The organism is Streptomyces carminius (genome assembly GCF_002794255.1).
Lineage (GTDB): Bacteria > Actinomycetota > Actinomycetes > Streptomycetales > Streptomycetaceae > Streptomyces > Streptomyces carminius.
The window spans coordinates 74,046-99,549 of the sequence record NZ_PGGW01000060.1 but is presented as its reverse complement, the minus strand read 5'-3'; the positions used below and the strand labels follow the sequence as shown (position 1 = coordinate 99,549).

Here is a 25,504-nt window from a genome sequence, read left to right as displayed (position 1 = left end):
AGCACACTGACCGACTGCGGACCGTGTGGGGCGGCCGGACCACCCCACCGCTCTTTGGAGGGCAATCGTGGATCCGGTACCGGTACTGGTCGTGGGCGCGGGCCCAGTCGGGATGGTCGCCGCTCTGGCGCTCGCCCGCCAGGGGGTTCCCTGCGTCCTCGTCGACCAGGGCACCGAGACTTCCGTCCATCCCAAACTGGACTACGTCAACTGCCGCAGCATGGAGTTCTTCCGCCAGCTCGGCATCGCCGACGACATCCGCTCCGCCGGCGTCGCCCCCGAGCACCGGGCCGACGTGATCTGGTCGACCGGCCTCGCCGGTGAGCCGATCACCACCTGGAGACTTCCCTCGGTGGCCGAGGAGTGGCGGCGCATCGCGGAGCAGAACGACGGCACCCAGCCGGCCGAGCCCGGCCAGCGCATCTCCCAGATCGAGCTGGAGCCGGTGCTGCGCGCGCACTGCCGGCGCAACCCGCTGGTCGAGCTGCGCCGCGGTCTGCGGTTCGACACGCTCACCCAGGACGACGAGGGGGTGACCAGCCGTCTGGTCGACGTGATGACCGACGAGGAGGTCGTGCTGCGATCCCGGTACGTGATCGGGTGCGACGGCGCGTCGAGCCGGGTCCGCGAGGTCACGGGCATCGGCGAGGAGGGCTTCGAGGTTCCAGGGCTGCCCGGCGCCTTCATGGTGCACTTCAAGAGCCGGGACCTGGCCACCCTGCACCGGCACGGCCGGTTCTGGCACTACTTCGCCTTCCGGTACGTCATCATCGCCCAGGACGAGGTGGACACCTGGACCGTCCATGTCAACGGCCTGGAGCCGACCGAGTTCGACACACCGCCTGCCGATCCGGCGGCCTTCGTGCTGGACACGGTGCGGACCGAGCTGAAGATCGACAAGGTGCTGCTGACCTCGCGCTGGCGACCCGGCTTCATGATCGCGGAAAGTTACCGCGCCGGACGGGTCCTCCTCGCCGGCGACTCCGCCCACCGCATGTTCCCGACCGGTGCCTACGGGATGAACACCGGCATCGGCGACGCGATCGACGCGGCCTGGAAGACCGCCGCGCTGGCCAAGGGCTTCGGCGGCCCGGCTCTGCTGGACAGCTACCAGGCCGAACGCCACCCGGTGGGCCTGCGCAACATGCACACCTCGCACCGGCACCTCGGCGTGCACCTGAAGGCGGGGGCGCTCCTGCGCGAAGGCGCTCCGGCGGCCGCCGTGGCCTCCCACCTCGACGCCGAGCGGGGCGAGAACGAGTACCGGGGGATCGAGCTCGGCTACCGCTACCGCGACTCGCCCGTCATCTGCCACGAGGACGCCCCCGAACCCCGGTGGGTCCCCCGGGAGTACACGCCGACGACCTGGCCCGGAGGCCGCCCGCCCGGCCTTCTCCTCGACGACCGCACGCCGGTCCTCGACCGCTTCGCGCCGTCCTTCACCCTGGTCGACTTCGTCGGCGACGGCCGCGCGGAACCGCTCCTCGAAGCGGCGGCCGCCCAGGGGCTCCCGGTCGGCCATGCCGTGGTCACCGACAGGGGCGCCCGGGAGACATGGGAGCGGGACCTCGTGCTTCTCCGCCCCGACCACCACGTGGCCTGGCGCGGGAACAGGCCGCCCCCGGACCCGGCCGCCGTGGTCCGGCGGATACGGGGTGCCGGGTGAGGCGTCCGGCCGGCGCCGGCTCCCGCGTTCGCGCCGCGCACCGCTCGCCGCCATGGTGACGCGAACGCGCCCACCGGCATCCGGGCGCCCCAGGTCTCCGGACGGCGGCGGCTCACCACGCCCCGTCACCACGCCCCGTCACCACGCCCCGTCACCACGCCCCGTCACCACGCCCCGTCACCACGCCCCGTCACCACGCCCCGTCACCACGCCCCACCCGGCCCCGCCGCACGGTACGGACGCCGGGGAAAGGGGCGCACACGCAGCGCGAAGACGTGATGTGCGGGCGGCGGCCGCTGGGACACGCTATCCGTACTCCTCCACCGGGCGGTGCTGATCCTCGACGGGAGCACACATGCAGCCACCAGGCATTACGGCGGACATCACCCACCGCAGGCCGTGGGAGGGCAGGCCGGCGGCACAGCAGCCGGAGTGGCAGGACCACGCCGTCCACCACGAGGCGTGCCGGACGCTGGAGTCGGCTCCGCCCCTGGTGCCGGCCGCGGAGATCCGGCAGTTGCGGTGGTCGCTGGCGGACCTGCTGGCGACCGACGCGCTCCTGCTCCAGCTGGGCGACTGCGCGGAGAGCCTCTACGAGTGCACGCCCCGCCACACGGCCCAGAAGCTTCAGGTCATCGACCGGCTGGGGAACCGGCTCAGCGAGCTCGCCGGCCGGCGCGTCATACGCGTCGGCCGCATGGGAGGACAGTTCGCCAAACCCAGGTCGCAGCCGACCGAGAACCACGGCGCACTGGTGATTCCCTCGTTCCGGGGGCACATGATCAATTCCGAGCTCGCCGGGCCGCGGACGCGGCAGCCCGACCCGCGGCGCATGGTGTGGGCCTACGAGGCCAGCACCGTCGTGCAGCGGGCGATGCGGGCGCACCGCCGGGGAGGCGGGCGGCGGCCGACCGCGGACGGGCCGTGGTCGAGCCACGAGGCCCTGGTCGTCGACTACGAGTCCCGGCTGGTCCGCCGCGACCCGGACACGGACGAGCCGTACCTGGGGTCGACCCACCTGCCGTGGGTGGGGGAGCGGACCCGTCAGCCGGGCCAGGCACATGTCGCCATGCTCTCCGCCGTGGTCAATCCGGTGGGATGCAAGATCGGGCCGACCGCGAGCGCCGACGACGTCCTGCGCGTGTGCGAGGCGCTCGATCCGCGACGCGAGCCCGGCCGCCTCGTCCTGATACCGAGGATGGGCCACCACCGGATCCAGCAGGCCCTGCCGCCCATCGTCCGCGCGGTGGCGAACGCGGGACACCCGGTGGTGTGGCTGGGCGACCCCATGCACGGCAACACGGTGAAGTCCGGCCTGGGCCTCAAGACACGCCATCTCACCGACGTGATCGCCGAGGCGCTGCACTTCCGCGACATCCTCGAGGGGCTGCGGCAGCACGCCGCCGGACTCCACATAGAGGTCGCGGCCGACGACGTGACGGAGTGCATCGGCGGGCCGGTGGAGAACGAGGAAGGACTGCAGCGGCACTACACCACGCTGTGCGATCCGAGACTCAACGCCGACCAGGCCACCGAGCTCATTGAGGCATGGGCCAGGGGAACGAGGACGAGCCGCGCCTGACCCGGCCCGGCCGCCCGCCGCAGGCCCACCGGATCCCGGGTGGCCGCCGCGCCGGCCACCACCCGCACGGGCCGGGCCGAACGGGCCGCGGACGCCCGGAGGGACGGCGCCGCGGGGCCACAGGCGTACGCACACGGGCCGGACGCGAAGCCCGGCCCACGGCCGGCACCCGCTGTCCGGCGCGGGCGGGGACCCCGGAGGGGGTCCCCGCCTCGTGGTGTCCGAGGCCGGACCGGCCTCCGGAGCGCCGTCCAGCGCTGTCCCCGGGGGGACCGCGCCCGCCACCGGGCCGCCCCGGCATCCTCGTACGCGGCCGTGCCCGCCGGGTGGTGCGCCCGGCGGTGCGCGGGGCCCCCGCGAACCGTCCGGGCCGCGGCAGGGCGGCGTCGCCCGTGCACCGACACGCGGAGCGGATTCTCCGTCCGCCGCATATCCGCCCAGGGCGTTCTGAACACGACTTGCCCCGGAGTTGACGGTCCTCTGACATTTCCCGGCGATCCGTTCGGCGCGGCACGCGGAAATAGCATTCCCTGACCTCGACCTGAATGCGTGGCCCTTGTCTGCCCTGGAATTCCGGAAGAGAATTACCGGACATATCGGCCCGTGAAAAAGAATTCCGGAGAACCGTTCGTGGAGGAGCACGGTGAAACGAGAACTGATCATGCCCGAAGGAGTCCCCTGCGCACGGATCATGGGGGTGGGCTCGTATCGCCCGCGTCGGATCGTCGACAACGAGGAGGCATGCCGGCTCCTCGATTCCTCGGACGAATGGGTGCGTTCGCGCACCGGGATCGTCACACGGCGGTGGGCGGATCCGGACGAGACCCTGGGAGTGATGGCGGAACAGGCCGCTCTCAAGGCCGTCGCGGCCGCGGGACTCAGTCCGGCGGACATCACCTGCGTCATCGCCGCCACTTTCACCCACCTCAAGCAGACGCCGGCGATCGCGACGGAGATAGCCCACCGGATCGACGCCGTGGGCGCGGCCGCCTTCGACGTGTCGGCGGGCTGCGCCGGTTTCGTCCACGGGGTCGTGCTCGCGGCCGACTCCGTCCGCAGTCGCGGCGGACACGTCCTGGTCGTCGGCGTGGAGCGGATGACCGACCTGCTGAACCTGCGCGACCGGTCCACCGCCTGCATCTTCGGGGACGGTGCCGGTGCCGTGGTGATCGGGCCCTCCCGGACCCCCGGGTTCGGTCCGGCGGTATGGGGCGCGGACGGGTCCCAGGCGGACGCGATCGAGCAGAGCATGCCGTGGGACGCGCTCAGGAACGGCATCGGCGAGCACGACTTCCCGCATCTGCGGCAGGAGGGCCAGCGGGTCTTCCGCTGGGCCTCCTACGAGATGGCGGAGGTCTCGAAGCGGGCGCTGGAGGCCGCGGGAGTACCGGTGTCCGACCTCGGCGTCTTCCTTCCGCACCAGGCGAACGTCCGCATCATCGACATGATCGCGAGGCGCATCGGGCTGCCGGAAACCACCGTCGTCGCCAAGGACATCGTGACGGCCGGCAACACCTCGGGCGCCTCCATCCCGCTGGCCATGGACGCGGTGCTGTCATCGGGGCAGGCCCGGAGCGGGGACCTCGCCCTGCTCGTGGGCTACGGAGCGGGGCTGTGCTACGCGGCCACCGTCGCCGTCCTTCCGTAGCCGGTCCGCCGCCCGGCGGGAGAGGAGGCGTCAGCCCTCCGAGGCGGCGCCGGACTCCGGGCCGCCGTACGCGGCCACGTGTCGGCCCAGTTGGAAGCCGACCCCGCGCACGGTCGTTATCCAGCCGGGGGAACCGAGTTTGCTGCGGATGCTGCTGACGTGCGTGTCGATGGTCCGGCGCGACCACGCGTCGCCCCACACCTCCTGCATGATCCGCTTCCGTGGAACGACGGTGCCGGGGTGGGAGGCGAGGAGGCGCACCAGGTCGAACTCCTTGCGGGTCAGGTCGATGAGGCGGCCGTCCAGCCTGACCTGGCGTGCGGACACGTCGATGAGCAGGGGCCCGTGCGAGATCACCGACGGATCCGCCGGTGCCGTGTGGCCCCGGCTGCGGCGCATCACGGCCTCGATGCGCGCCATGAGCTCGCGGAACCCGTAGGGCTTGACGAGATAGTCGTCGGCTCCGGCCTGCAGGCCGAGGACCCGGTCCAGTTCGCTGCCGCGTCCGGTGACGGCGATGACGGGGACGGCGCTGCCGGCGCGGATGCGGCGGCAGATCTCGAGACCGTCGAGATCGGGCAGGTCGAGATCCATGAGGACCATATGGGCACGTTCGTACGAGTCCAGGGCGGCCATGCCCGTAACGACCCACTCCGCCTCATGACCCTGCCGCAGCAGGCTCTTCACCAGCGAATCCGCACACGCCGTGTCGCTGTCCACCACGAGGATGCGCCATGCGACGGCCGACCGCGCGACACGCTCCGCGGCGGAGGCCCGCCGGTGTTCCGGGTGCTCCGGCCGATGGCGGTCGTGCCTGCCGCGGGTGAGTGTCAGGTGCGGACGGCTGCCGGCAGTGCTCACGCTTCCCCCTTATCGAGCTTGTCGGGCTTGTCGGGCTTGCCGCGCGGGAATCCGGCGGACCCCGCTCACGCCACTCCCGGCTCGGGTTTCGTCCGAGCCCTCTCCTCGAGCTCCTGCGCGAGCTCCAGCCACGCCCCGGCACACGACCGGGCCAGCTCGGCGACGGGACTCCGCCAGTGCGGCGGCACGGCATCGATCAGCTCGCCCCATTCGACCGGTTCGATCACATGGCCGTCGACCCATCGGACGAAGGCGCGGCCGTTCTCCGCGTACCGCACCGCGGGATCCTTGCTCAGACCGCCCAGCACCGAGCGCCGGTCCGTGCGCGGGCGGGTACCGCCCGCGCCGGGCCGCCGCGCCTTCGCCGGGTCGCCGGACGGACCCGGCTCCCGGGCGGTGCCGCGTTGCGAACCCAGGACCGGGTCCCGGCCCGCTCGCAGGCGGTCACGCACGTCCCGTGCCGTCCCCACCGAGACGCCGGCCTCCCGGGCGATGGCCCGCAGCGGTGCGTCGGGCTTCATGGCGATGACCTCGCCCGCCCGCCGCCTGCCCGCCGCGCCGTCCACGGGGCGGACCCGCCCGTCTCTCCCCACCCGGCTGCCCTGCCGCGCGGCCGGGACACCGGAGCGGCGCCGGATCGCCCCCACCGTCGTGTGGGACAGCCCGGTGGCGGCCGCCACGGTCCGGTCCGACCAGTGCGGGTGGTTCACGAGGACCCGGCGGGTCGCGGCCTCGCGATCCGCCGGCGAGAGCGGCAGGCCGTGTTTGATGTTGGCGTCGACGGCGCGGAGGAACGCCTCGTCGTCGTCCCCTTCGAAGAACGTGACGGAGATGGTCTCCTCGCCCCGGAGCAGCGCGGCCCGCACCCGGTGCATGCCGTCGATCACCCGCATCGTGCTCCGCTGGACGAGAATGGGCGGAAGGTCCCGGGCCGCGGCCAGCAACTCCACGTGCTCGGGGTTCTCCCCGGCCAGCCGGGGAGAGTCGGAGGGCTGCAGCGAGGAGATCGGTACCGGCACGGGAGCCGTCCCGCCGGGCGCGGCGGCACCCTCCGCCCGCGCCTTTCGCTCCGGAAGTTCATTGCCGACGGATTTTTTTTCTGCTTTTAGCGCCTCTACATTACTCCACATACAACCACTCGTCTGTCGGAAGGTAGGGGTTGGACGCGTGCGGCAACGGTTCCGCGGCGGCCGGCCCTGGTCCGGGGCCGGTACCGCATGAATTCTCCAGCACCGGGAAGCTGTGCGTCCTGCATCCGCATCATCGCCATCCGGCCAGGGAGCGAGCAACACCACCAGCGCTCCAAGGTGGGTAGTGTCCACTGCTCGATCGAGTAGTGGACGGGCCGGAAGCCGGCCCACTAACGTTGTCACCGAATCCGCCGGAACAAACGGCCGCGCTCCCGGCCGGCCCCTCCCCAAGGATTTCCCAGGGACTCTCCGTCATATGGACGAGAAAGGGAAACCGCGTGTGGCGTCCTCCCGGCCACACGCCCGGGACATGCCCCCTCCCGGCCGGGACCCCGGGGGACCCCACCGGCGGGACGGGCGAGGACCCGGCGCCCGGGGACGGAGGGAGACCCCGGCTCGCAGCGGCCCGCTCAGCACTCCACCACGTTGACCGCGAGCCCGCCGCGGGCGGTCTCCTTGTACTTGACCTTCATGTCGGCGCCCGTCTCCTTCATCGTCTTGATGGCCTTGTCCAGGGAGACGTGGTGGCGGCCGTCGCCGCGCAGGGACATCCGGGCGGCGGTGATCGCCTTGACCGCCGCCATGCCGTTCCGCTCGATGCAGGGGATCTGGACCAGGCCGCCCACCGGGTCGCAGGTCAGGCCCAGGTTGTGCTCTATGCCGATCTCGGCGGCGTTCTCCACCTGCTCCGGGGAGCCGCCCAGGATCTCGGCCAGGCCGCCGGCGGCCATGGAGCAGGCCGAGCCGACCTCGCCCTGGCAGCCGACCTCGGCGCCGGAGATCGAGGCGTTCTCCTTGAACAGCAGCCCGATCGCGCCCGCCGTGAGCAGGAAGCGGACGGCGGTGTCCTCGGACCAGCCGGGGACGAACTCCATCGCGTAGTGCAGCACGGCCGGGATGATGCCCGCCGCGCCGTTGGTGGGGGCGGTGACGACCCGGCCGCCCGCCGCGTTCTCCTCGTTGACGGCCATCGCGTAGAGCGTCACCCACTCCATCGCCAGCGCCGCCGCGTCGCCCTCCGCGCGGAGCTTGCGGGCCGAGGCGGCGGCCCGGCGGCGGACCTTCAGACCGCCGGGCAGGACGCCCTCCCGGGACAGGCCGCGGGCGACGCACTCGCGCATCACCCGCCAGATCTCCAGCAGCTCCGCGCGGATCTCCGCCTCGCTCCGCCAGGCCTTCTCGTTCTCCAGCATCAGCGCCGGGATCGACAGGCCCGTCTCGCGGGCGGTGCGCAGCAGCTCGTCACCGGTGCGGAAGGGGTACGGCAGCGCGGTGCCGTCCGGCTTGATCCGGCCGGCGCCGGCCGCGTCCTCGTCCACCACGAAGCCGCCGCCCACCGAGTAGTACGTCTTCTCCAGCAGCGCCGAGCCGGAGGCGTCGTACGCGGCCAGCGTCATGCCGTTGGCGTGGTACGGCAGGGAGCGGCGGCGGTGCAGCACCAGATCGGAGGAGAGGTCGAAGGGGATCTCGTGGCCGCCGTCGCCGTCGCCGTCGCCGCCGCCGCCGTCCGGCCCGTCCCCGGCGTCCCCGCCGGCTGCCGCCGCCAGGCGCAGGCGGCCCGAGTCGCGTACGGCCGCCACCCGCTCGTCCGCCGTGTCCACGTCCACCGTGCGCGGCGAGTGGCCCGCGAGCCCCAGCACCACCGCCTTCGGCGTGCCGTGGCCGTGGCCGGTGGCGCCCAGCGAGCCGTACAGCTCGGCGCGGAGCGCGGCGGTACGGGGCAGGACGCCCTCCCGGGCCAGCCGCCGTACGAACATCCGTGCCGCCCGCATCGGTCCCACGGTGTGGGAGCTGGACGGGCCGATGCCGACGGAGAACAGGTCGAAGACGGAAATGGCCACGGTGGCGGACTCCTTCGTCTGCGCGTGGTGCGGTACCCGCCGGGTGGGCGGGTGAGGGGTCCCGCGGGGTGTGCGGGGAACGCGGACTTCACCGCATTGACGGTGAACCGCTGCATGTGGGGTGCGGGTGCGCCGCCGGCCGGGCGGCGCACCCGCGACAGGTGCCCGGAAACGGGGCCTACAGCTCCGGGTAGAGCGGGTGCTTCTCGGCCAGCGCCGAGACGCGGACGGCCAGCTTCTTCGCGGTGTCCTCGTCGAACGACGGCTTGAGCGCCTCGGCGATGACGTCCGCGACCTCCCGGAAGTCCTCCGTCCCGAAACCGCGGGTGGCCAGCGCCGGGGTGCCGATCCGCAGGCCGGAGGTGACCATCGGCGGGCGCGGGTCGTTCGGGATGGCGTTGCGGTTGACGGTGATGCCGACGGAGTGCAGCCGGTCCTCGGCCTGCCGCCCGTCCAGCTCGCTGTCCCGCAGGTCCACCAGGACCAGGTGCACGTCGGTGCCGCCGGAGAGCACGGACACGCCCGCCTCGGTGGCGTCCGGCCGCGTCAGCCGCTCGGCCAGCAGCTTCGCGCCCTCCAGCGTACGGCGCTGGCGGTCCTTGAACTCCTCCGAGGCCGCGATCTTGAAGGCGACGGCCTTCGCCGCGATGACATGCTCCAGCGGACCGCCCTGCTGACCGGGGAAGACCGCCGAGTTGATCTTCTTGGCGTGCTCCTGCTTCGACAGGATCACCCCGCCGCGCGGGCCGCCCAGCGTCTTGTGGGTCGTGGTGGTGACCACGTCCGCGTACGGCACCGGGTTCGGGTGGAGCCCGGCGGCGACCAGCCCGGCGAAGTGCGCCATGTCCACCATCAGCAGCGCGCCCACCTCGTCGGCGATCCGCCGGAACGCCGCGAAGTCGAGCTGCCTGGGGTACGCCGACCAGCCCGCGACGATCAGCTTCGGCCGGTGCTCGCGCGCCAGCCGCTCCACCTCCGCCATGTCCACCAGGCCGCTGTCGCCGTCCACGTGGTAGGGGACGACGTTGTAGAGCTTGCCGGAGAAGTTGATCCGCATCCCGTGGGTGAGGTGCCCGCCGTGGGCCAGGTCCAGGCCCATGATGGTGTCGCCCGGCTCCAGCAGGGCGAACATCGCCGCGGCGTTGGCCTGGGCGCCCGAGTGCGGCTGGACGTTCGCCGCCTCGGCGCCGAAGAGGGCCTTCACCCGGTCGCGGGCGATGTCCTCGATGACGTCGACGTGCTCGCAGCCGCCGTAGTAGCGGCGGCCGGGGTAGCCCTCGGCGTACTTGTTGGTGAGGACCGAACCCTGGGCCTGGAGGGCGGCGACCGGAGCGAAGTTCTCCGACGCGATCATCTCCAGGGTGGACTGCTGGCGGCGCAGCTCGGCGTCGACGGCGGCGGCGACGTCGGGATCGACCTCGTGCAGGGAACTGTTCAGAAGCGACATCGGATCTTTCCGCTCGTGGTGTGCTGGACGGCGTGGGTGGGGGTCACTCGCTGGTGAAGGCGGTGTACTCGTCGGCCGTGAGCAGGTCCTCCGGCTCCTGCGAGATCCTCACCCTGAACAGCCAGCCGCCCTCGTAGGGGGCGGAGTTCACCAGCGCCGGATCGTCCACCACGTCCTGGTTGACCTCGGTGATCTCTCCGGTGACCGGCGCGTACAGGTCGCTGACCGACTTGGTCGACTCCAGCTCGCCGCAGGGTTCGCCCGCGGTGACCGTGGCGCCCACCTCGGGGAGCTGGACGTAGACGACGTCGCCGAGCGCTTCTGCCGCGTGCCCGGTGATACCGACCGTGGCGACGCCGTCCTCGACGGCGGACAGCCACTCGTGCTCCTTGCTGTAGCGCAGCTGCTGGGGGTTGCTCATGGCGTGATTCTCCTGATGGGGGATGGCGGACGGGGAACGGTCTCGCCGGCTGGGACGGCGGGCGGGGTGACGGGGCCGCGGAAGCGGGGCCGGTCAGCGCTCGCGCCGGTAGAAGGGCAGCGCGACGACCTCGTACGGTTCATGCGTACCGCGGATGTCCACGTGCACACCCGGCGTGCCGGGCGCGGCGTGGCCGGCGTCCACGTAGGCCATCGCGATCGGCCTGCCCAGGGTGGGGGAGGGGGCGCCGGAGGTGACCTCGCCGATCACCGTCCCGGCGGCGTCCACCACCGGGTATCCGGCGCGGGGCACCCGCCGGCCGGCGGCGACGAGGCCGACCAGCTTCCGCGGCGGGTCCTGCTCGGCGCGGCGCGCGGCGGCCTCCAGCGCGGCGCGGCCGGTGAAGTCGCCGGGCTTGTCGAGCTTCACCACCCGGCCCAGGCCCGCGTCGAAGGGGGTGGTCTCCCCGGTCAGCTCGTGGCCGTACAGCGGCATGCCCGCCTCCAGCCGGAGCGTGTCGCGGCAGGACAGCCCGCACGGCACCAGGCCCGCCGGCGTCCCGGCCCCGGTCAGCGCCCGCCACAGCGGCTCGGCGTCCCGGGGGGAGACGAACAGCTCGAAGCCGTCCTCGCCGGTGTAGCCGGTGCGGGCGATCAGGGCGTCGGCGCCCGCGACGGTGCCGCGCAGCCCGGCGTAGTACTTCAGGCCGGCCAGGTCGGCGTCGGTGAGCTCGGCCAGGATGTCCTGGGAGGCGGGGCCCTGCACGGCGATCAGGGCGTAGGCGTCGCGGTCGTCGCGGACGGCCGCCTCCGGGAGGCCGAGCTCGTCGTGCCGCTCGGCCAGGGCGTCCAGGACGGTCTGCGCGTTGGCGGCGTTGGCCACGACCAGGTACTCGTCCTCCGCCAGGCGGTAGACGATCAGGTCGTCGAGGATGCCGCCGCCCGCGTCGCAGATCATGGTGTAGCGGGCCCGGCCGACGGGGACGGCGGACAGCCGGCCGACCAGGGCGCCGTCCAGCAGCTCGCCGGCCTGCGGGCCGGTGACGGCGATCTCACCCATGTGGCTGAGGTCGAACAGTCCGGCGCGGGTGCGCACCGCGGTGTGCTCGTCGCGCTCGCTGCCGTAGCGCAGCGGCATCTCCCAGCCCGCGAAGTCCGTCATGGTGGCGCCCAGGGCGCGGTGGACGGCGTCGAGGGGGACACGGCGGGGCGGCTGGGGGGAACGGGGGGAATCGCTCATGGTTCGGCTCCCGGGCGAGGTGGCGGGGTCGGCTCCGTACACGGGTCCGGTACGGGCTCCTTCGGACAGGTCCCGCGCGCGGGCGGGGATCTGCCCTCCCCATCTGTCATCGGAACCTGAGAGGTTCGCCACGAGCCCGCACCGGCGGACCGCGGCTTGCACCGTGGGTGGGACGCCCGGGAGCGGGACCGGCAAGCGATGCCGGGGGCAAGGGGGCGCCCGCTTTTCAGATCTGCCTCGCCCGCGCGGTATCGGGGCCTGAGAGATTCAAGGGAGGACTTGCTCCTTCGGCGCCCCGTGGGACCGCTGTGACCAGCGGGTCCACGGGAACTCTCCCGCGCGTGCTCGAACGGCCGGTATGCAGTTGGCGCGCTCATCATCGCACGCCTCCCGGGTGCCCCGGCCGGGGCGGACCCGAACCCCTCCGGAAGGTGTCGGGCGCGTCCACGGTGGGTAACGACCTTGTCCGCCGTCGTCCTTCTTGACACGCTCTGGGGGGAGCCGCGGGCACGTGGCCGGATCGGGGAGGGCGTACCACGAGTGAGCAGTCCGGAAAGTGCCCGCACGGCACACAGCGGGGCGGAGCCCCGGCACACCACCGCGCCTGTGCCGCCGAGCGGGCGGGACCTGCGGGGGACGGCGGCGGTACGGGTGCTGCGCTTCCCCGCCGGGGACCGGGTGGTCGTCTCCGGACTGCCCGGCAGCGGCAAGTCCACCCTGATCCGTCGGGTGGTGGCCGCCAACGAGACGGTGGTCCGGATCGACTCCCAGGACATGCGGGAGCGCTGGGAGCGGCGGCTGCCCGGCCGGCTGCCGTACGGCGTCTACCGGCCCCTGGTCCGTGCCGCGCACTATCTGGCGCTGTGGCGGGCGCTGGCCTCCGGCGGCAGCGTCGTGGTGCACGACTGCGGCACCCAGGGCTGGGTGCGCCACTGGCTGGCGGCGGACGCGCGGCGGCGCGGGCGGGCCCTGCACCTGGTGCTGCTGGACGTCTCGCCGGACGAGGCGCTGGCCGGTCAGGCACAGCGGGGGCGCGGGGTGTCGGCGTACGCCTTCGCCCGGCACCGGCGGGCGGTGCGGCGGCTGGTGGCGGACGCGTCGGCGGGACGGCTGCCGCGGGGCTGTGTGTCGTCGGTGCTGCTGGACCGGGGCGCGGCGGGGGCGCTGCGCGGCATGGCCTTCGAGTAGGCGCCCCGGGCCGGGAGCCCGCAGCGGGCGGCACGGGGGCGGGGGAGACGGCCTGAGGAGAAGCGGGCCGGGGGCCGCGCCGGGCGGGTTGCCGATAGGGTTTTCGCATGACCATCCCGCAGCACTACGGACCGGGACACGGCGGCGGCTGGCCCGGCAACGAGCTGGAGGAGACCCTCGCCGCCTCGGTCGGCGTCCCCGGCGCCGGCGCCCGGCTGCTGGAGGTGCTCGGACGCAGCAGCGTGTGGGTGCCGCTGCCCGAGGGCGGCGGACCGGACAGCCCGAACCTCGACCTGCCGACGATCCAGTTCGACGGGGCGCCGTACGTCCCCGTCTTCAGCTCCGAGCAGCAGTTCCTGCAGGGCGCCGGCGCCCATCTGTCCTTCGCCGTCGCGCCGGCGAGGGAGTTCGCCCGCGGACTGCCGCCGCAGGTCGGCATCGTGATCAACCCCGAGGGCACCGTCGGCGCGCCCCTGCCGCCGCCGGCCGTGGCCCAGCTGTGCCGCGAGGGCGGCGCCGCGGGGGTGCCCGGAGTGGTGAGCGGGGCCCGGGTGCGGCTCTTCGAGCCCGACTGGCAGGAGGAGCCGGTGGACTTCCTGGCCGCGGCGGCCGGGGAGTTCGCGGTGCTGCCGCGGGTGCGCACCGCGCGCCGCGGCCTGGCCAGCGTCGAGGGCGACCCGCCCGCGCTGTTCGTCGGGGTGGAGCTGGACCCGCCGGACCCGGAGGCCCGGGCGGCGGCGCACGACGCGCTGGGCCGCGCGCTGGGCCGGGAACCGGTGCGCTGGCCGGTGCAGATGGTGCTGCTGGACGCCGCCCGGGACCCGGTCGTGGACTGGCTGCGCCAGTGCGTACGGCCCTTCTACTCGCGCGACGGGCAGGTGTACTGAGTCCGTGGCGGGCCCGTGGCGGGTCCGCGCCGGGCCCGCCACGGGGCGGGTTTCCCGCCCGGGTACCCGCCGGGTATCCGCACCCGGGCGCGGCCGAGTGGCCCCGCCCCTGTCCGGCATGGACCGTAAGCTGGTTGGATGTCGGGACGGGGCGCGTGCGCGGCCCGGCGCGCAAGGCACGGCACGGAGTGCGAGAAGATGCGACAAAAGGGGCGGCCCACGTGAGCGCGGGTGGAAGCGTTGAGCAGCTGCTGCGGCAGGTGGCGCCCGGGCGGTACGACACCTACGAAGCGCTGCTGCACGCCCTCGCGGAAGGCCGGGTGTGGATGCTGCTCTGGCACGGCCGGGCCGGCTCGCCCGACGCCCAGTACGGGAACATGGAGGTCGCCGGGCACGGCTACGCGCCCTGCGTGACCTCCGAACGGGAGCTGGCCGCCTCCGGCTGGACCAGGGCGTACGAGGTCGTCGAAGGACGTGAGGTCGCCGCCGCCCTCTTCCCGGACCGCTGGGGGCTGTGGCTCGACCCGCACGCGCCCGGCGGCGGCCTCGGTGTCCCCTGGCTGGATCTGCGGCGGATCGCGGGCGGGCTGGACCGGCTGCCCGCCGGGCCGCTGCGCGTCAGCGAACCGACCGTGGACGTCCCGCACTTCTACGCCCAGCTCGTCCAGAACGCCCACCGCACCCCCGCCGTGCGCACCCTGCGCCGGGCCTGGGTGCAGCCCGCGCTGGGCGCACCGTACCTGGTGATCGGACTCGACCTGTACGACGGCGGTCCGCAGGCCGTGGAGTCGGTGCGGTCGATGATGCAGCAGTCGGTGGCCGCGGTGCCGGACGGGCTGGCGGTCTCCACGGTGGCGATGTCGGACGAGTACGACCCGGTCGCCATGTGGCTGCGGGCCAACTCCCGGCCGTTCTTCGACCGTGACGCACACGGGGGTACCGCACCCGCGGGGGCCCCGGGGTACGGTTACGGCTACCCGCGGCCCCGCTGAGACCGCCGGGATCCGCCGTGCCCCCCGGGGTCCGGCGGGCACGGCACCGGGGCGTCCCGCACGTCCCGGCCGTCCCCGGACGGCCCGCGCGGCGTGTCCGGTGTATTCGGCGAGGCCCGGGCGGCACCCCGAACGACCCGGAAGTTTCCCCGGTGTTGCCCTTGCCGACCTGGGCTGTTGCCCTTTCGGGGCGGCAGGTCTCGGCTCGGTATCACCGACATGCGGACAGTTCACACCGGAGGTTTAACGCGGGTACTGTTCGGGCCGACCTGCAGTCTGACCGTCACCGACCCCGAGGTGGAACATGCGCATACCCAGTTCCCGGGTCGTCCAGACGATCGCGGCCGCCCTCGCGGTTGGTGTGATCGCCACTGGATGCTCCAGCGAACGAAGCAAGGACGACGGCGGAGGCGGAGACACCTTCGTCTTCGGCGCCGCCGGCGATCCGAGCTCCCTGGACCCGGCACTGGCGAGTGACGGCGAGACGTTCCGGGTGACCCGCCAGGCGTTCGAGGCGCTCATCGAGCACGAGCCGGGCGGCAGCGAACTGGTCGGCGGTCTCGCCAAGTCGTGGGAGAGCGACCCGACGGGCACCAAGTGGACCTTCAAGCTCCGCGAGGGCGTGAAGTTCCACGACGGCGAGAAGCTCACCGCCGAGGCCGTGTGCAAGAACTATGACCACTGGTTCAACTGGACCGGTACGTACCAGAACAGCGCGGTCTCGTACTACTGGCAGACCATCATGGGCGGCTTCGCCAAGAACGAGGCCGAGGACGCGCCCAAGGCCAACTACAAGAGCTGCACCGCCCAGGACGAGCTCACCGCCGTCATCGAGGTGAACGAGGCCACCGCCAACCTGCCGGGCGGCTTCTCCCTCCAGGCGCTCGCCATCCACTCGCCGAAGGCCATCGACGCCTACCAGAAGCAGCAGGCGACCGGCGAGGACGACGCCATCAGCTATCCCAAGTACAGCCAGGAGGCCGGCACCGTCGCCGGCACCGGGCCGTTCCGGATCACCGACTGGGACAAGGGCAACAAGGAAGTCACCCTGGAGCGCTTCGACGACTACTGGGGCGACAAGGCCGGGGTCGAGAAGCTGGTCTTCCGTACCATCGCCGAGGAGTCCGCGCGCCGGCAGGCCCTGCAGGCGGGCAACATCGACGGCTACGACCTGGTGGCGCCCTCGGACGTGGCGACCCTGGAGAAGGAGGGCTACCAGGTCCCGGTCCGCGGCGTGTTCAACATCTTCTACGTGGGCTTCTCGCAGGAGGCGAACAAGTCCCTGCAGAAGAAGGAGGTCCGTCAGGCCATCGCGCACGCGATCGACCGGGACAACATCGTCAAGACCCAGCTGCCCGAGGGCGGCGTGACGGCCACGCAGTTCATGCCGGACACCGTCGACGGCCACTCGGACAAGGTCACCACGTACCCGTTCGACACCGCCAAGGCCAAGAGCCTGCTGGAGCAGGCCAAGGAGCAGAACCTCGCGGTCGACTTCTGCTACCCGACCGAGGTGACCCGCCCCTACATGCCCGCCCCGGCGGACCTGTTCGAGCTGATGAAGACCGACCTGGAGAAGGCCGGCATCAAGGTCACCCCCAAGCCGATGAAGTGGGCCCCGACCTACCTGGACGCCACCGAGAACGGCTCCTGCGACCTGCACATGCTGGGCTGGACCGGTGACTTCAACGACGCCTACAACTTCATCGGCACCTGGTTCGGCGGCTACGACAAGCAGTGGGGCTTCCGCGACGCCAAGGTCTTCGACGCGCTGAAGGCCGCCTCGTCCGAGCCGGACCAGGCCAAGCGGGTCGAGCTGTACAAGAAGGCCAACGAGGTCATCATGGACTACCTGCCGGGCGTCCCGGTCTCCTCGTCCCCGCCCGCCATCGCGTTCGCCAAGAACGTCAACCCGCCGAAGGTCTCCCCGCTGACGCAGGAGAACTTCGCCGAGGTCTCCTTCAAGTAACCGCAAGATCGCGCAGGTCCGCCCGGCCACCCGCACCCGAAGTGGCCGGGCGGACCTGACTGCGAGTACGAGGAACACCCGGGACACCGGAAACACCGGGAACACCGGGGAAACAAGAAAGTGGAAAGGGGCATCGCGGGGTGTTGCGTCTCGTCGTACGAAGACTGCTGCAACTCATTCCCACCCTGCTGGGCCTGTCGGTTCTGCTGTTCGTCTGGCTGAACCAACTGCCCGGCGGACCCGCCGCCGCCATGCTCGGCGAACGGGCCACCGCGGCCGACAAGGCACGCATCGAGGAGGCACTCGGCCTGGACCAGCCGGTGTGGGTCCAGTACGGCCGCTTCCTCAAGCGGCTGTTCGAACTGGACCTGGGCACCTCGACCCAGACCGGGCAGCCGGTGTGGGACGAGTTCACCCGGGCGTTCCCCGCCACCGTGGAGCTGGGCATCGCCGCCATGCTCATCGCCGTCGCCGTCGGAGTGCCGCTGGGCTACTTCGCCGCCCGCCGGCGCGGCAGCTGGCTGGACGTGACCGCGGTCTCCGGCTCCCTGCTGGGCATCTGCATCCCGGTCTTCTTCCTGGCGTTCATCCTCAAGGCGCTCTTCGCCGTCCAGCTCGGCTGGTTCCCCAGCTTCGGACGGCAGACCACCGGGATCAACGCCACCGAGGTCACCGGCTTCTACGTGCTGGACGGCATCCTCACCGGCGAGTTCGACGCCGCCTGGGACGCGGTCATGCACCTGGTGCTGCCGGCGCTCGCGCTCTCCTCGATCCCGCTGGCCATCATCACCCGCATGACCCGGGCCAGCGTCCTGGAGGTGCTCAGTGAGGACTACGTCCGCACCGCCGAGTCCAAGGGCCTGCGCCCGTCGGTGGTGCGCGGCCGCCATGTGATGCGCAACGCGCTGCTTCCGGTGATCACCGCCGTCGGCCTGCTCACCGGCGGTCTGCTGTCGGGGGCGGTGCTCACCGAGTCGGTCTTCGCCTTCGGCGGCATCGGCTCCTTCATCAAGACCGCCATCGACGAGCGCGACTACCCCGTGCTGGTGGGCTTCATCATGTTCATCGCGGCTGCCTACGTGGTCATCAACCTGCTGGTCGACCTCGCCTACAGCCTCATCGACCCGAGAGTGCGGGTGCACTGATGAGCGTCAGGACCGAAAAGATCGACCGGCTCGCGGAGCTCACCGCGGCCACCGAGACCTCCACGGGCGCCGGCCTGTGGACCGAGGCCTGGCGCCGGCTGCGGGCCAGCAAGATGGCCGTCATCGGCGCGGTGATCATCGGCTTGTTCGTGGTGGTGGCGGTCGTGGGCCCGTGGGTCGCCCCGTACGACCCCACCGCGCAGCTGTGGCGCGGCGAGGTCTTCCCCAACAGGAACGTCTTCGTGGGCCCGCGCGGCGAGAACTGGCTGGGCCTGGACCACCTGGCGCGCGACGAGTTCTCCCGGCTGCTGGTCGGGGCCCGCCAGACCCTGCTGGTCGGCGTCGTCGCCACCCTGCTGGGCTTCACCGTCGGTGCCCTGATCGGCGGCGTCTCCGGTGCCGCCCTGGTGCTCGGCGGCCAGGTGGGGCGCCGGATCGACACCGTCGTGATGCGCGTCATCGACATCATGCTGGCGCTGCCCTCGCTGCTGCTGGCGGTCTCCGTCGCGGCGATGCTGGGCCAGTCCCTGACCACCGTGATGATCGCGGTGGGCGTGGTGCAGATCCCCGTCTTCGCCCGGCTGCTGCGCGGCGCGATGCTCGCCCAGGGCAGCGCGGACTACGTACTGGCCGCCCGGGCGCTGGGTGTGCGCAAGCGGCGCATCGCGCTCGGCCACGTCGTGCCCAACTCGCTGAGCCCGGTGATCGTCCAGGGCACCCTCAGCCTGGCCACCGCCATCATCGAGGCCGCGGCGCTGTCCTACCTCGGGCTGGGCAACCCGGACGCCGCCATCCCGGAGTGGGGCGTCATGCTCGCCCAGGCGCAGGACTACTTCGACAGCGCGCCGATGCTCGCGGTCTACCCGGCGCTGGGCATCATCATCACCGCCCTCGGCTTCACCCTGCTGGGCGAGGCGATGCGTGAGGCCCTCGACCCGAAACTGCGGAGTTGATCACATGGCCCTGCTTTCCGTGGACGAACTGACCGTCACCTTCACCGGCCGCGACCGGCGTGACGTGCGGGCAGTGTCGGGAGTGTCCTTCGACGTCGACCAGGGTCAGGTGGTGGGCCTGGTCGGGGAGTCGGGCTGCGGCAAGTCCGTCACCTCGCTGGCCCTGATGGGCCTGCTGCCCCGGCGGGGGGTGCGGATCGGCGGCCGGGCCGACTTCGAGGGCACCGACCTGCTGACCCTGAGCGACGCGCGGCTGCGCGACCTGCGCGGCTCCCAGCTGGCGATGATCTTCCAGGACCCGCTGTCCTCGCTGAACCCGGTGGTGCCCATCGGCGTCCAGGTCACCGAGATCCTGGCCCGCCACCGGGGCATGAAGGGCGAGGCCGCCCGCAAGGAGGCCGCCGACCTGCTGGACCGGGTCGGCATCCCCGACCCCACCCGGCGGCTGAAGGAGTACCCGCACCAGCTCTCCGGCGGCATGCGGCAGCGCGCGCTCATCGCCATGGCGGTGGCCTGCGCACCGCGGCTGCTGATCGCCGACGAGCCGACCACCGCCCTGGACGTGACGATCCAGGCGCAGATCCTGGAACTGCTGGGGGAGCTGGTCCACCAGCAGGGCACCGCCCTGCTGATGATCACCCACGACCTGGGCGTGGTCGCCGGACTGTGCGACCAGGTCAACGTGCTGTACGCGGGCAAGACGGTGGAGGCCGCCCCGCGCCGGGAGCTGTTCGAGGCGCCCACCCACCCGTACACCAACGGGCTGCTGGGCTCCATCCCCCGGCTGGACGCGCCGCGCGGCGAGCCGCTGCGGCCGATCCGCGGCTCCATCAACGACATGATCGCCTGGACGGACGGCTGCGCCTTCGCGCCCCGGTGCGACCACTACACCCTGGAGTGCCTGGCCGGCACCCCGGCGCTGGGCGAGCCGCGCAAGCCCGGCCACCTGGTGCGGTGTGTCAACCCGGTGCTCTCCCGGGGCGCCGCCGAGCTCCGTGAGCACGCGGTGGCGGACACCCCGGCCGACGAGGCCGAGGTGACCGGGCCGGCCGGGACGGCCGAAGCGGCCGGGCAGAGCGCCGAGAAGGCGGCTGGGACGGCCGACGAGACGACCGACGAGACGGCCGCCGGGAAAACCGCCGAGAAGACCGGGACGACCGGGAAGGGAGCCAGGGCATGAGCCTGCTCGAACTGAACGGTGTGAAGGTCCACTTCCCGGTGAAGAAGGGCGTCCTCTTCGACCGCACCGTCGGGCACGTCTACGCGGTCGACGGCGTGTCGCTGTCCGTCGAGCCCGGCCGGACGTACGGCCTGGTGGGCGAGTCCGGCTGCGGCAAGACCACCCTGGGCCGGGCGATCCTGCGGCTGGTGGACATCACCGACGGCGAGGTCGTCTTCGACGGCACCGACCTGGCGAAGCTGCCCGACGAGGAGATGCGCCGCTACCGGCGCCGGCTGCAGATGGTCTTCCAGGACCCCCTCGGCAGCCTCAACCCCCGGCAGAACATCGAGTCGATCCTGACCGAGGGCATGGTCGCGCACGGCATCGGCGCCGGCCAGGAGGAACGCCGGGAGAAGATCCGGCAGATCCTGGCCAGGGTCGGCCTGCCGGCCAACGCACTGTCCCGCTACCCGCACGAGTTCTCCGGCGGGCAGCGGCAGCGCATCGGGATCGCCCGGGCGCTGGTGCTCGAACCGGACGTGATCATCTGCGACGAGCCGGTCTCCGCGCTGGACGTCTCCATCCAGGCCCAGGTGATCAACCTGCTGGAGGAGCTCCAGGAGTCCATGGGCCTGACCTACGTGGTCATCGCCCACGACCTCGCCGTGGTCCGCCACATCTCCGACGTCGTCGGGGTGATGTACCTGGGGGCGCTGGTGGAGGAGGCGCCCAGCGACCTGCTCTACACCGAGCCCCGGCACCCGTACACCAGGGCCCTGATGTCGGCCGTGCCGGTGCCCGACCCCGTGGTGGAGGACGGCCGCGAACGCATCCTGCTCACCGGCGACCTGCCCTCCCCGGCGAACCCGCCCACGGGCTGCCGTTTCCACACCCGCTGCCCGTGGAAGCAGGACCGGCTCTGCGACACCGACCGCCCCGAACTGCGGGACCTGGGCGGCGGGCACCGGGTGGCCTGCCACTGGGCCGAGGAGATCGCCGAGGGGAAGATCCAGCCCACGGCGAACGCCGCCCACCTCGTGCCGGCGCCGCGCAAGGAGCACCCGGCCGAGACGGCGGACTGACCGGCACCGCGCCGCGCAGCGCCGCATCGCACCGGACCGCACCGCCTCTCCCCCGGCCGACGGGGGAGGGGCGGTGCGGCCTTGTGCCCCGCCCCTGTTACAACCGGGGGGTGAACCTGTTCGACCCCTCCTCCGTCCAGCACTGGCTGGACCTGGCCGGAATCTTCGTCTTCGCGGTCTCCGGCGCGCTGCTGGCCGTCCGCAAGGACCTGGACATCGTCGGCATGGCGGTGCTCGCCGAGGCCACCGGACTGGGCGGCGGACTGCTCCGGGACCTGGTGATCGGCGCCGTGCCCCCGGCGGCCGTCACCGACCTGGGCTATCTGCTGACCCCGCTGGCCGCCACGGTGCTGGTGTTCTTCCTCCACCCGCAGGTGGAGCGGATCAACCGGGCGGTGATGGTCTTCGACGCGGCGGGTCTGGGCCTGTTCTGCGTCACCGGCACCGTCAAGGCGCACGCCCACGGGCTCGGCCCGGCGGCCGCGGTGGCGATGGGCCTGGCCACCGCGGCCGGCGGCGGGGTGCTGCGGGACATGCTGGCCAACGAGGTGCCCTCGCTGCTGCGCCGGGACCGCGAGGTCTACGCCGTCCCGGCGCTCGTCGGCGCGACGGCGGTGGCACTGCTGATCCACACCGGGCAGCTCACCCCGGTGACCAGCGGGCTGTCGGCCACCCTCGCCTTCGTGCTGCGGCTGCTGGCGCTGCGGTACAACTGGCGTGCTCCCAGGGCGTGGCAGCCGCGCGGCCGGAACGCCGGGCCGGACGTACCCGGGGTGTGACGCGGTGGCCACCCCCTGGCTACCGGCCAGTAACAACAGCCTGTACGGTGTACTCCCATGACCGAGGCAACCACCGGCATCAGCGCGTTCGACCGCGACACGGCCATCACCCCGCGCGGGGAGGGCGTCTACGACGCCGACCTCTCCGCCGACTGGACCATCGGACACGCCGTCAACGGCGGCTACCTCCTCGCCCTGCTCGGCCGGGCCCTCGGCGACGCGCTGCCGCACCCCGACCCCTTCACCATCACCGCGCACTACCTCACCGCCTCCCTGCCCGGCCCGGCCGCCGTGCGCACCAGCGCCGTGCGCACCGGCCGCACCCTGTCCACCGGCACCGCCTCCCTCGTCCAGACCGGCGAGGACGGGCGGGAGGTCGAGCGCATCCGCGTCCTGGCGAGCTACGGCGACCTGGCCGCGCTCCCCGGCGACGTGCGCACCAGCGCCGAGCCGCCGCCGATCCCGCCGTACGAGCGCTGCCTCGGGGCGCGGGACGGCATGGACCCGGCGGCGATCCCGCCGATCACCCACCAGGTGGACCTGCGGCTGGACCCGGCCACCGTCGGCTGGGCGGTGGGCGCGCCCAGCGGGCGCGGCGAGATGCGCGGCTGGTTCGGGCTGGCCGACGGCCGCGACCACGACCCGCTCTCCCTGCTGCTGGCCGTGGACGCCCTGCCGCCCACCGCCTTCGAGCTGGGCCTGTCGGGCTGGGTGCCCACCGTGGAGCTGACCGTCCACGTCCGCCACCGCCCGGCCCCCGGCCCGGTGCGGGTGTCGATCACCACCCGCAACCTGTCCGGCGGCTTCCTGGAGGAGGACGCCGAGGTCTGGGACAGCCGGGACCGCCTGGTCGCCCAGTCCCGCCAGCTCGCCCGCGCCGCCCTGGCCTGAGGGCCTGGATTCACGCCGCCCGCCCCGGTGCCGGGGCGGGCGGCGCCTCGCTATCCGCCGCCGGGTGCGCCGACCGTTCGGCGGTCGGAGGCCGACCGCCGCGCCGCCACCTCGCGCCCGCGGACGGGAGCGGCACGGTTCTGCGGGAGGCGAGGAAGCGCCGCCGTACCGTGCTCCCCGGGAACCGGGCTCGGGCTCTGCCGGACCGGCGGCGTCCCACTGCGGCGCCGGTAGCCCCACCCCACCCGTACCGGGTCGCCCGCCGCCGGCGACCCGGCACGGGTTCACCGGGCGGACCGGACCGGCGCCGGGGTCGTTGCCGCATGCACCGGGCGTGGGCGGGCACGCGTACGACGTCGCCGGCGACGTCCCCGCCAGTGCCGTCGGGCCGTACCGGCCGCGGCGGCCCGGTGCCGTCCGCAGCTCCGGCTCCTCCTCGGGCGCCATCCGGGACGCGGGTGCGCCGTGAGCTCGGAACCACCCGGACGCGGGCGCGCGTGACCGGGCACCCCACGGGTAGCCTGGAAAGGGACCAAAGCCAACCAAACACCGTGAAAACCCCGCAAGGAAGCGAAGGTGGTCAACGGATGTACACCGTGAAGAGCACACTGCCCGAACAGGACCTCAAGATCGTCGGCGAGGCACTGCAGGGTGCGCTGGTCGACCTGGTGGACCTGTCGCTGGTGGCCAAGCAGGTGCACTGGACGGTGATCGGGCCGCGGTTCCGCTCCATTCACCTCCAGCTCGACGAGGTCGTGGCGACCGCCCGCAGCTACACCGACACCATCGCCGAGCGCGCCGCGGCCCTGGGCATGGCACCCGACGGACGCGCCGCCACGGTGGCCTCGGGCACCGGCATCACCGGGGTGGACAGCGGCTGGCACAAGGACGACAAGGCCGTCGACGTCATGGTCGGCGCCCTGGCCGCGGTGGTGAACCGCATGCGCGAGCGCATGGTGGTCACCGAGGAGCCGGACCCGGTCACCCAGGACATCTTCATCGAGATGATCGCCGAACTCGAGAAGCACCACTGGATGTTCCAGGCCGAGAACAAGGTCGACGGTCACCGCGGCTGATCCGGACGGGTCCCGGACGAGATCCGGACAGGATCCGGAAGCGCGGCCGGGGTGCTGTCCGCCCGGTACCGGGCGGACAGCACCCCGGCCCGGTTCTCCGGGGGGCGAGGACCGGCCCACCTGGCCGGTCCTCGCTCTCGTGCGCTCCCGGGTGGCTCGTAGAATCAGGGAACCATGGCCTACCTCGACCACGCCGCCACCACTCCCATGCTCCCGGAGGCGGTGCAGGCGATGACCGCCCAGCTCGGCCTCACCGGCAACGCCTCCTCACTCCACGCGGCGGGGCGGCGGGCCCGGCGCACCGTCGAGGAGGCCCGCGAGACGCTCGCCGCCGCGCTGGGGGCCCGGCCGAGCGAGGTCGTCCTCACCTCCGGCGGCACCGAGGCCGACAACCTCGCCGTCAAGGGCCTGTACTGGGCTCGGCGCGCCGCCGATCCGGCGCGCACGCGCGTACTGGCCAGCCCCGTCGAGCACCACGCGGTGCTGGACGCCGTCCACTGGCTCGCCGACCACGAGGGCGCCACCGTGGAGTGGCTGCCGGTCGACGGACACGGGCGGGTGCATCCCGAGGCGCTGCGCGAGGCGGTCGCGCGGCGCCCCGGGGACGTGGCGCTGGCCACCGTGATGTGGGCCAACAACGAGATCGGCACCGTCCAGCCGGTCGCCGAACTCGCCGCCGCGGCGGCTGAGTTCGGCGTCCCGCTGCACGCGGACGCGGTCCAGGCCGTCGGCCAGCTCTCGGTGGACTTCGCCGCTTCCGGGCTGGCCGCGATGACGGTCAGCGGCCACAAGATCGGCGGCCCGTACGGCATCGGGGCGCTGCTGCTGGGCCGTCAGTGGTCGCCCGTGCCGCTGCTGCACGGCGGCGGCCAGGAGCGCGACGTGCGCTCCGGCACCCTGGACGTCCCCGCCACCGCCGCCTTCGCGGTCGCCGCGCGGCTGGCGGCCGAGCGGCGCGAGGAGTTCGCGCGGGAGATCGGCGCCCTGCGGGACGTCCTGGTCGCGGCCGTGACCGAGGCCGTGCCGGACGCCGTCCTGGGCGGCGACCCGGATCCGGCCGGACGGCTGCCCGCCAACGCGCACTTCGCCTTCCCCGGCTGCGAGGGCGACTCGCTGCTGCTCCTGCTGGACGCCCGGGGCATCGAGTGCTCCACGGGCTCGGCCTGCACCGCAGGCATCGCCCAGCCCAGCCATGTCCTGCTGGCCACCGGCACCGACCCGGACCTGGCCCGCGGGACCCTGCGCTTCTCGCTGGGCCACACCTCCACCAAGGCGGACGTGGACGCGCTGGCGACGGCCATAGGCCCGGCGGTGGAGCGGGCCCGCGGCGCCGGGCTGAGCTGACCCGGCCCCGGGCCGGCCCGGCCACCGCGAGTCCCGCCCCCGTACGCGCGGGGCCGCCCGTCCCGTGCCCCGCCGTACCCCCACTTGCCGTGGCCGAAAACCAATCCCCTCATCCCCCGATCGCGAGTACGTTGTACGCAG

The 25,504-nt window shown here is 73.0% G+C and carries 21 protein-coding genes and 1 riboswitch; of the genes, 15 read left to right on the top strand and 6 right to left on the bottom strand.

The features are described from left to right. Positions 1 to 67: 67 nt before the first annotated feature. The 3 genes from CUT44_RS19250 to CUT44_RS19240 all read left to right on the top strand — a co-directional run bounded on the left by CUT44_RS19250 (position 68) and on the right by CUT44_RS19240 (position 4,896). Entirely contained in the window at positions 68 to 1,666 is a 1,599-nt protein-coding gene (locus tag CUT44_RS19250) for an FAD-dependent monooxygenase (protein ID WP_233221497.1), read from the top strand. Positions 1,667 to 2,021: 355 nt separating this feature from the next. Beyond that, on the top strand, positions 2,022 to 3,248 hold the full coding sequence (locus CUT44_RS19245; protein ID WP_100203136.1) for a 3-deoxy-7-phosphoheptulonate synthase: 1,227 nt from the start codon (positions 2,022 to 2,024) through the stop codon (positions 3,246 to 3,248). 643 nt (positions 3,249 to 3,891) lie between these two features. Beyond that, on the top strand, positions 3,892 to 4,896 hold the full coding sequence (locus tag CUT44_RS19240; protein ID WP_408646760.1) for a beta-ketoacyl-ACP synthase III: 1,005 nt from the start codon (positions 3,892 to 3,894) through the stop codon (positions 4,894 to 4,896). A gap of 30 nt (positions 4,897 to 4,926) precedes the next feature. Here CUT44_RS19240 and CUT44_RS19235 read toward each other — a convergent pair whose 3' ends face one another. The 6 genes from CUT44_RS19235 to gcvT form a co-directional block, all read right to left on the bottom strand. Beyond that, a complete protein-coding gene (locus CUT44_RS19235) occupies positions 4,927 to 5,757 on the bottom strand; it encodes a response regulator transcription factor (RefSeq protein ID WP_408646759.1) in 831 nt (276 codons plus the stop codon). Positions 5,758 to 5,822: 65 nt separating this feature from the next. After that, positions 5,823 to 6,776, bottom strand: a complete 954-nt coding sequence (locus CUT44_RS19230; protein ID WP_233221496.1) for a ParB/RepB/Spo0J family partition protein — start codon at positions 6,774 to 6,776, stop codon at positions 5,823 to 5,825. 581 nt (positions 6,777 to 7,357) lie between these two features. Further along, positions 7,358 to 8,788, bottom strand: a complete 1,431-nt coding sequence (locus CUT44_RS19225) for an L-serine ammonia-lyase (protein ID WP_100203133.1) — start codon at positions 8,786 to 8,788, stop codon at positions 7,358 to 7,360. A 178-nt stretch (positions 8,789 to 8,966) separates the two neighbouring features. Beyond that, positions 8,967 to 10,235, bottom strand: coding sequence for a serine hydroxymethyltransferase (locus tag CUT44_RS19220; protein WP_100203132.1), 1,269 nt, complete (start codon positions 10,233 to 10,235; stop codon positions 8,967 to 8,969). A gap of 43 nt (positions 10,236 to 10,278) precedes the next feature. Further along, positions 10,279 to 10,656, bottom strand: coding sequence for a glycine cleavage system protein GcvH (gcvH, locus tag CUT44_RS19215; protein WP_100203131.1), 378 nt, complete (start codon positions 10,654 to 10,656; stop codon positions 10,279 to 10,281). A 93-nt stretch (positions 10,657 to 10,749) separates the two neighbouring features. Further along, on the bottom strand, positions 10,750 to 11,895 hold the full coding sequence (gcvT, locus tag CUT44_RS19210; protein WP_100203130.1) for a glycine cleavage system aminomethyltransferase GcvT: 1,146 nt from the start codon (positions 11,893 to 11,895) through the stop codon (positions 10,750 to 10,752). A gap of 236 nt (positions 11,896 to 12,131) precedes the next feature. Then, a riboswitch (glycine riboswitch) is annotated at positions 12,132 to 12,243 on the bottom strand. 192 nt (positions 12,244 to 12,435) lie between these two features. Here gcvT and CUT44_RS19205 point away from each other — a divergent pair. The 12 genes from CUT44_RS19205 (at position 12,436) to CUT44_RS19150 (ending at position 25,363) form a co-directional block, all read left to right on the top strand. Further along, complete coding sequence (locus tag CUT44_RS19205) at positions 12,436 to 13,083, top strand: AAA family ATPase (protein ID WP_199185765.1); 648 nt, start codon at positions 12,436 to 12,438, stop codon at positions 13,081 to 13,083. 107 nt (positions 13,084 to 13,190) lie between these two features. Next, positions 13,191 to 13,970 carry an enhanced serine sensitivity protein SseB gene (locus CUT44_RS19200; RefSeq protein ID WP_100203129.1) on the top strand — a complete coding sequence of 260 codons (780 nt, stop codon included), beginning with the start codon at positions 13,191 to 13,193 and terminating at the stop codon, positions 13,968 to 13,970. Between the two features lie 221 nt (positions 13,971 to 14,191). After that, the gene (locus tag CUT44_RS19195) at positions 14,192 to 14,962 is read left to right on the top strand and encodes an enhanced serine sensitivity protein SseB C-terminal domain-containing protein (RefSeq protein ID WP_100203128.1); all 771 of its coding nucleotides are present in this window, start codon (positions 14,192 to 14,194) and stop codon (positions 14,960 to 14,962) included. Between the two features lie 304 nt (positions 14,963 to 15,266). Next, positions 15,267 to 16,931, top strand: a complete 1,665-nt coding sequence (locus CUT44_RS19190) for an ABC transporter substrate-binding protein (protein ID WP_100203127.1) — start codon at positions 15,267 to 15,269, stop codon at positions 16,929 to 16,931. A gap of 140 nt (positions 16,932 to 17,071) precedes the next feature. Beyond that, positions 17,072 to 18,076 (top strand): ABC transporter permease, encoded by a 1,005-nt coding sequence (locus CUT44_RS19185; RefSeq protein WP_100203126.1) that lies wholly within the window; start codon positions 17,072 to 17,074, stop codon positions 18,074 to 18,076. After that, positions 18,076 to 19,029, top strand: coding sequence for an ABC transporter permease (locus CUT44_RS19180; RefSeq protein WP_100203125.1), 954 nt, complete (start codon positions 18,076 to 18,078; stop codon positions 19,027 to 19,029). The genes CUT44_RS19185 and CUT44_RS19180 overlap by 1 nt, the downstream gene beginning before the upstream one ends. Before the next feature lie 4 nt (positions 19,030 to 19,033). Then, positions 19,034 to 20,209, top strand: coding sequence for an ABC transporter ATP-binding protein (locus tag CUT44_RS19175; RefSeq protein ID WP_100203124.1), 1,176 nt, complete (start codon positions 19,034 to 19,036; stop codon positions 20,207 to 20,209). Next, positions 20,206 to 21,273: an ABC transporter ATP-binding protein gene (locus tag CUT44_RS19170; RefSeq protein WP_100203123.1), complete on the top strand. Its 1,068-nt coding sequence runs from the start codon at positions 20,206 to 20,208 to the stop codon at positions 21,271 to 21,273. The genes CUT44_RS19175 and CUT44_RS19170 overlap by 4 nt, the downstream gene beginning before the upstream one ends. A gap of 110 nt (positions 21,274 to 21,383) precedes the next feature. Further along, positions 21,384 to 22,052, top strand: coding sequence for a trimeric intracellular cation channel family protein (locus CUT44_RS19165; RefSeq protein WP_100203122.1), 669 nt, complete (start codon positions 21,384 to 21,386; stop codon positions 22,050 to 22,052). A gap of 57 nt (positions 22,053 to 22,109) precedes the next feature. Further along, complete coding sequence (locus CUT44_RS19160; RefSeq protein ID WP_100203121.1) at positions 22,110 to 22,943, top strand: thioesterase family protein; 834 nt, start codon at positions 22,110 to 22,112, stop codon at positions 22,941 to 22,943. A 587-nt stretch (positions 22,944 to 23,530) separates the two neighbouring features. Beyond that, a complete protein-coding gene (locus CUT44_RS19155) occupies positions 23,531 to 24,019 on the top strand; it encodes a Dps family protein (RefSeq protein WP_100203120.1) in 489 nt (162 codons plus the stop codon). A 174-nt stretch (positions 24,020 to 24,193) separates the two neighbouring features. After that, positions 24,194 to 25,363, top strand: a complete 1,170-nt coding sequence (locus tag CUT44_RS19150) for a cysteine desulfurase family protein (RefSeq protein ID WP_100203119.1) — start codon at positions 24,194 to 24,196, stop codon at positions 25,361 to 25,363. Positions 25,364 to 25,504: the final 141 nt, after the last annotated feature.

Excerpts from the sequence above, each read along its gene's own strand:
- CUT44_RS19175 (WP_100203124.1), top strand. The coding sequence starts at position 19,034 with ATGGCCCTGCTTTCCGTGGACGAACTGACCGTCACCTTCACCGGCCGC.
- CUT44_RS19190 (WP_100203127.1), top strand. The coding sequence starts at position 15,267 with ATGCGCATACCCAGTTCCCGGGTCGTCCAGACGATCGCGGCCGCCCTC.
- CUT44_RS19220 (WP_100203132.1), bottom strand. The coding sequence starts at position 10,235 with ATGTCGCTTCTGAACAGTTCCCTGCACGAGGTCGATCCCGACGTCGCC.
- CUT44_RS19245 (WP_100203136.1), top strand. The coding sequence starts at position 2,022 with ATGCAGCCACCAGGCATTACGGCGGACATCACCCACCGCAGGCCGTGG.
- CUT44_RS19160 (WP_100203121.1), top strand. The coding sequence starts at position 22,110 with ATGACCGAGGCAACCACCGGCATCAGCGCGTTCGACCGCGACACGGCC.
- CUT44_RS19200 (WP_100203129.1), top strand. The coding sequence starts at position 13,191 with ATGACCATCCCGCAGCACTACGGACCGGGACACGGCGGCGGCTGGCCC.
- gcvH (WP_100203131.1), bottom strand. The coding sequence starts at position 10,656 with ATGAGCAACCCCCAGCAGCTGCGCTACAGCAAGGAGCACGAGTGGCTG.
- CUT44_RS19170 (WP_100203123.1), top strand. The coding sequence starts at position 20,206 with ATGAGCCTGCTCGAACTGAACGGTGTGAAGGTCCACTTCCCGGTGAAG.
- CUT44_RS19150 (WP_100203119.1), top strand. The coding sequence starts at position 24,194 with ATGGCCTACCTCGACCACGCCGCCACCACTCCCATGCTCCCGGAGGCG.
- gcvT (WP_100203130.1), bottom strand. The coding sequence starts at position 11,895 with ATGAGCGATTCCCCCCGTTCCCCCCAGCCGCCCCGCCGTGTCCCCCTC.
- CUT44_RS19180 (WP_100203125.1), top strand. The coding sequence starts at position 18,076 with ATGAGCGTCAGGACCGAAAAGATCGACCGGCTCGCGGAGCTCACCGCG.
- CUT44_RS19155 (WP_100203120.1), top strand. The coding sequence starts at position 23,531 with ATGTACACCGTGAAGAGCACACTGCCCGAACAGGACCTCAAGATCGTC.